The organism is Anaerolineae bacterium (assembly GCA_014360855.1).
In the GTDB taxonomy this organism is placed as follows: Bacteria; Chloroflexota; Anaerolineae; order JACIWP01; family JACIWP01; genus JACIWP01.
Genome location: JACIWP010000197.1, coordinates 1 through 5,755 on the forward strand (window position 1 = coordinate 1; position 5,755 = coordinate 5,755).

General features: G+C 67.2%; 3 protein-coding genes. 1 reads left to right on the top strand and 2 read right to left on the bottom strand.

The window, feature by feature from the left end; genetic code table 11:
* Positions 1 to 46 precede the first annotated feature (46 nt).
* Entirely contained in the window at positions 47 to 1,960 is a 1,914-nt protein-coding gene (locus tag H5T60_10675) for a polysaccharide biosynthesis protein (GenBank protein ID MBC7242895.1), read from the top strand.
* A 49-nt stretch (positions 1,961 to 2,009) separates the two neighbouring features.
* Here the strand turns inward: H5T60_10675 and H5T60_10680 are convergent, their stop codons facing one another.
* Positions 2,010 to 3,278 carry an MFS transporter gene (locus H5T60_10680; GenBank protein MBC7242896.1) on the bottom strand — a complete coding sequence of 423 codons (1,269 nt, stop codon included), beginning with the start codon at positions 3,276 to 3,278 and terminating at the stop codon, positions 2,010 to 2,012.
* Between the two features lie 20 nt (positions 3,279 to 3,298).
* Positions 3,299 to 5,755, bottom strand: a 2,457-nt coding sequence (locus H5T60_10685; protein MBC7242897.1) for a bifunctional transaldolase/phosoglucose isomerase, incomplete at its 5' end; no start/stop codon positions are given.

Genomic DNA, 5,755 nt, shown 5'->3' on the forward strand with positions numbered 1-5,755 from the left:
AAGTGGACATGGTATGTGAAGCCCTGCGGCGCATCGGGAGGGAGCTGTGAGGGACGCCAGCTACCGCCCGGAGCCAGACAGCCGGCTGTTCGTCTGGCTGACCCACCTCCACAACCGCCATTTCATGCTGGCGGATATCCTGGTCTTCATCCTCTCGGCAGTGTTGAGCGTCCTGTTCACCCACGGCTCCCTGCGGCCCCTGCGGGAGTGGGTGATTTCGTACATCAGTTTGAGCATCATTATCAAGCTGGTCAGCCTGTATGCGGCCGGCGTGTATCACCGCTTCTGGCGCTACGCCAGCGGCTATGAGTTCGTCCGGCTCCTTGTTGCCGTGGTGGCCGGCTCCTTCCTGCTGACGCTGGCGGCATACCTGCTGGCCCTCGCCGGCTACCTCCCTGCCCCGCCCTTCTCCCTCCTGGTCATGGACTTCTTGATGACCGCGGGCGGCGTCACCGGCACGCGCTACGGCCTGCGCCTGGTGGAGAGCTGGCTGCGCTTCCGCAATCTCAGTCCTTCCAAACGCAGTTTCCAGCGGGTCCTGCTGGTCGGCGCCAGCCCGATGGGCGCCATGATGGTGACCGAGATGCAGGAAAATCCCCAGCTCGGGCTGATTCCGGTCGGGTTCGTGGATGATGAGCTGGCCGGCCGCGGGGTGCGCATCCGCGACGTGCCGGTGTTGGGCGGCGTGGACCAGCTCGAAAACTTCGTGCGCGGCTACAAAATCCATCAAGTCTTCATCACTTGGCCCAACGCGCCCGGCAAGCTGGTGCGCCAGGTCATGGAAGTCGCCCAGCGGAACGGCGCCAGGGTGGGCATTGCCCCCGATGTCACCCAGGTGCTGGAGGGGCAGATCACCTGCAACCGCATCCGCGAGGTCCAGCTCGAGGACCTCCTGCGGCGCGACCCGGTGCCCATTGACATGTCGCGCGTGGAGGCCATCCTGCGCGGCCGGCGGGTCATGGTCACCGGCGCCGGCGGCTCCATCGGGAGCGAGCTGTGCCGGCAGGCGGCCCGCTGTGGGCCGGCAGAGCTTATCCTGCTGGGACACGGCGAGAATTCCCTCTTCTCCGTCAGCAACGAACTGCGCCAGCTTTTCCCCGACCTCACCATGCACGTGGTGGTGGCAGACATCCGGGACACCGAACGCATGGAGCAAGTTTTCGAGCGCTATCGGCCCGAGTGCGTCTTCCATGCCGCGGCGCACAAACACGTGCCGCTGATGGAAGAAAATCCCGAAGAAGCGGTGACCAATAACGTCTGGGGCACGTGGAACCTGCTGAACCTGTCCGGGCGCTACGGCGTGGAGCGCTTCGTGCTCATCTCCACGGACAAGGCGGTCATGCCCAGCAGTGTCATGGGCGCTACCAAACGGGTGGCGGAGCTACTACTGCGGGAGAAGGCACGGGAGCTGGGCCGGCCGTATGTCGCCGTGCGCTTCGGCAACGTGCTCGGCAGTCGCGGCAGTGTCGTGCCGCTGTTCCGCGAACAGATCGCCCGCGGCGGCCCCATCACCATCACCCATCCCGAGGCTGAGCGCTACTTCATGACCATCCCGGAAGCGGCCCAACTGGTCCTGCAGGCCGCCGCGCTTGGCCAGGGCGGCGAGATATTCGTGCTGGACATGGGCACGCGCGTCAAGATCATTGACCTGGCGCTGGACCTCATCCGCCTGTCCGGGCTGATGCCCGGCCGCGACATTGACATTGTCTACACCGGCCTGCGGCCGGGGGAGAAACTGCGCGAGGAGATATTCATTGACAGTGAGCGGCACTCGCGCACCGCACACGAGCGCATTTTCGTCTCGAAGGAGGACCTGGGCGCGCCGGCCGACCCGGTCGGGCTGTACCAACAGGTCAGTGAGCTTATCAAGATCGCCCGCCGCGGCGACCCGGACGCCGTGCGCAGGAAGCTTCGCGAGATCGTCCCCGAGTTCGGCCAGGAAGATACCGCACAAGAATGAGGCGCGCCCTATTGAGGAACCGCATAGTGCTGGTACGGGCACCGCGGCACTACACCTCCGCCTTGTTCCCCTCGGCCGCCGCGAGCTCGGCGGCCGGGCCGGCCGGCGCCGGCACCTTCAGCACACGGAAGATGAGCGCGGCGCCGAGCCAGAGCATGCCGGCGGCGATGAAAAAGGGCGTCGCCTCGCCATAGCGCTCATACACCCACCCGCCGAGGAGCGGCCCAATGACAGAGCCGAGGCTGTACGTGCCGGTGTATATGCCGTAGGCCAGGCCGCGCGCGTCGGGGGCAGAAAGGTCTGCCACCAGCGCCTCCTCCGCCGGCGTGGCGCCGGCGAAGCACACCGATTCCGCGATCCACAGCATGATCAGCGGCCAAATGGAGCGCAGGTGCGGTATGGCCAGCGACACCAGGCCGCCGACCGCCAGCGCGATGCCCATGGGCAGGCGCCGGCCAAAGCGGTCGCTGATCTTCCCCAGCCGGGAAGGCAGGAAGGCGTAGATAAGTGCCGATGGGGCGAACGCCAGGGCTATGTGAACGACACTGCTGGTGATATGGTCGCGCAGGAACAGGATCAGGATAGGGCTGGTCAGCGCGTAGGCCGAGGCGGTCAGCAGGACGATGCCCATCAGCGTGGTGAAGGAAGCATGAAAGAGGGAGCGATATTTCTGCCAGCGCTGGGACCAGGGGACAGGTTGGCCGGCTGTCTGCGGGGCGGTGCGCCTGGCCGGCGCGGTCTCCGGCACGCGCCGGGCGGCTATGGCAAGCGCCAGCAGTCCCACCGCCGTGAAAAGGTAGAAGCTGGCCGACCAGCCGGCGCTTTCCCCCAGGTAGCCCATCAGGGCGAAGGCGGCGGCGATGCCGACGATGCCGCCGCGCGAGGCCATCTCGTCAATCTGGCCGAAGCGGCCGCCGCGTTCCAGACTGCCGGCCAGGTCCGCGACCATCGAGTAGGCGGCCAGCCAGGTCAGGCCGCTCCCCACCCCCTGGGCAATGCGCGCCGCGTACAGCCCGGCGACATTGGTAGCGGCGGCGTAGGCCAGATTCCCCACAGCATAGGATGCCGCGCCGGCCAGGAAAAAGGGCCGGCGGCCGAAATGGTCAATGGCCCGCCCCACCACGGGACGAAGCAGGACGGTCATCAGCGAGAAGACCGAGTAAAGGCCGCCGATTTCCAGCGCGCTGGCGCCCATATCCCTGCCCACCACCGGCAGCATGAACCACAGCATACCAAAGGGCAAAGACAGCAGGAATACCACCAGCCGCATGTCGCGGATGATGGCCCGGGCGCGAGCGCTGGCAGAGACGTCATCCATATCGGGGCATTCGCCCGCCATTATTCCAGCCACTGCTTCATCTGCTCCAGGCCAGCGCGTGCATCCTGCCCCAGATGCAGGCGCATCACCCGCCGGCCGGCCTGCCGCAGGGCCTCAAAGTCGCCCAATGCCTGGGCCATGATGAGCGTGCCGAAGGTCACAGAGGAAGCGGAGCTTCCCGGCGCCTCCGGAATGGGGGCATCGCGCCGATGGTCGGCGGTGAACTGGATAAAGAGGCCGCGGCCGGCATCCCCCTTATGGAGTTGGCCGGTGGAGTGGAGGAAGCGCGGCCCATAGCCGACTGTCACCGGCAGACGGGTCCGCCGGCGCAAACGCAGGCGGATTTCCTCCAGGGCGCGGTCCAGCTCCGGCGCCGGCGGCAGGTACGCCTGCAGGGCGATATATCCTCCTGGCTGAGCTTGGGAGAGGAACTGTCGAACGGCATGGGCCGGGTCACTGCCAGCCAGTCCCTCCCCGAAAAGCGCCAGACCGCCGTGCTGGAGCGCCGGCGCCGGCAGGGGCAGAGAACCGTCCCGCTGATAGGCGGCCAGCATCTGCCGCGCCAGCTTCTTGGCGGCTTCCACATTGGGCTGGTCAAAGGGGTGAATGCCCAGGATATGGCCGGCCACCGCCGTGGCGAACTCCCACAGGAACATCTGCCCACCCAGGTCCTGGCGCCGGCGCATTTTCAGCGTCACGACGGGGTGGCCGGCGGCCTGCAGGGCGGCCAGGCGCTCCTGCGCTTCGGCGGATTCCTCACCCTCGAGACAGGTGTACACGAACAACCGGTCACTGCCGTACTCCGCCGGCTCACCCAGCGGCTCATTCACCACCGGCAGGATGCCCTTGCCGTCCTTGCCGGTGCTTTCTGCGATCAACTGCTCCACCCAATCGCCGAAGCTGGCGACAGCCGGCGAACCGAGCAGGGTCAGTTTATCGCGGCCGGCTTCGGCCAGCGCGCCGAGGATGGCTCCCAGCCATGCACCGGGGTTGTCGGCGCCGGTCACGTACGGCTCACAGCTCAGCGCCATCTCTTGGGCGCTCTCCAGCAGGCCGCGCAGGTCCGCCCCGATGAGTGCGGCCGGCACCAGACCCACGTACGAGAGGGCGGAGAAGCGCCCGCCGATGTTCGGATCGTTCAGGAAGACGGAGCGGAAGCGCAGGGCGGCGGCCTCTTTGGCGAGGGAAGTGCCGGGGTCGGTGATGGCGGCGAAATGCCGGCCGGCCTCTTCCGCTCCCAGCCGCTCCAGCGTCCAGTTGTAGAAGAACTTGAAGAGGGAGAGGGTCTCCACGGTCGTCCCTGACTTGGTGGAGACGATAAAGAGCGTGCGCGCCGGCTCCAGCCGCTCCGCCCAGGAGAGCACCGCCTCCGGGGAGGTGCTGTCCAGCGAGCCCAGCTCGAGGTAACCGGGGGCGACGCCGAACACCTTGCGCATCACTTCGGGAGCCAGGCTCGAGCCGCCCATGCCCAGCAGGAGGGCGTGGGTATAGCCGGCGGCGCGCACCTTCTCGGCGAACGCTTCCAGCCGGGGCAGTTCCTCCAGCATCGGCTCGATAATATGAAGCCAGCCCAGACGGTCGGCAATTTCCGTCGGCTCCGGCTTCCAGACCGTGTGGTCATGGGACCAGATGCGGGAGACGATGCGCTTCTCCTCCAAGGAGGCCAGGGTGCGCTCCACCGCGTGCTGGTAATCCCCCAGGGAGCAGGAGGCGGCGCAGATGCCGGCCCGCAGGCGCCGGCGCTTTTCCTCCAGGCTCTGCAGGAGGGATTCGTAAGAGGCGGCAAAGGAGCGCACTCCATCGGCCAGCAGTTTCTGGCCGACGGCCGTCAGGTCAATGCCGGCCTCCGCCAGCCGGCGCACATGCTCGTGTGCCTCGGCGATGCGCGCCTCGTCAATGCCAATGCGCACCGTGCCGTGGTCCAGGAAGGCCTGCAGGGTGGCCGGCGGCAGGGTGTTGACCGTCTGCGGTGCGATGAGGTTGTCCACGTACAAGGTGTCCGGATAGAGGGGGTTCTTCGTCCCGGTGCTGGCCCACAGCGGGCGTTGGGGGCGTGCGCCCAGCTTTGCCAGCGCCTCCCAGCGCGGCCCCTGGAATATCTGCAGGAAGCGCTCGTACACCAAGCAGGCGGCGGAGATGCCGGCTTTGCCGGCCAGCTCCACCCTTCCCAGGCGCTCCAGCTCCGCGTCCACCAGCGTATCGAGCCGGCTGACGAAGAAGGAAGCCACCGACGCGACGCGGTGCAGGGACTGGCCGGCCTGGGCGCGCCCTTCCAAGCCGCGCAGAAAGGCTTCTGCCACCGCGGCGTACTGCTCCACGGAGAAGATGAGGGTGACGTTGACGTTCACCCCCTCTCGGATAAGCGTCTCAATGGCCGGCAGGCCCTCCGGCGTGGCCGGCACCTTGATCATCACGTTCGGCCGGCCGAGGAGGGAGAAGAGCCGGCGCGCCTCGGCGATGGTGCCGGCGGTATCATG

Coding starts and splice junctions, on each gene's coding strand:
- H5T60_10680 (MBC7242896.1), bottom strand. CDS start 3,278: ATGGATGACGTCTCTGCCAGCGCTCGCGCCCGGGCCATCATCCGCGAC.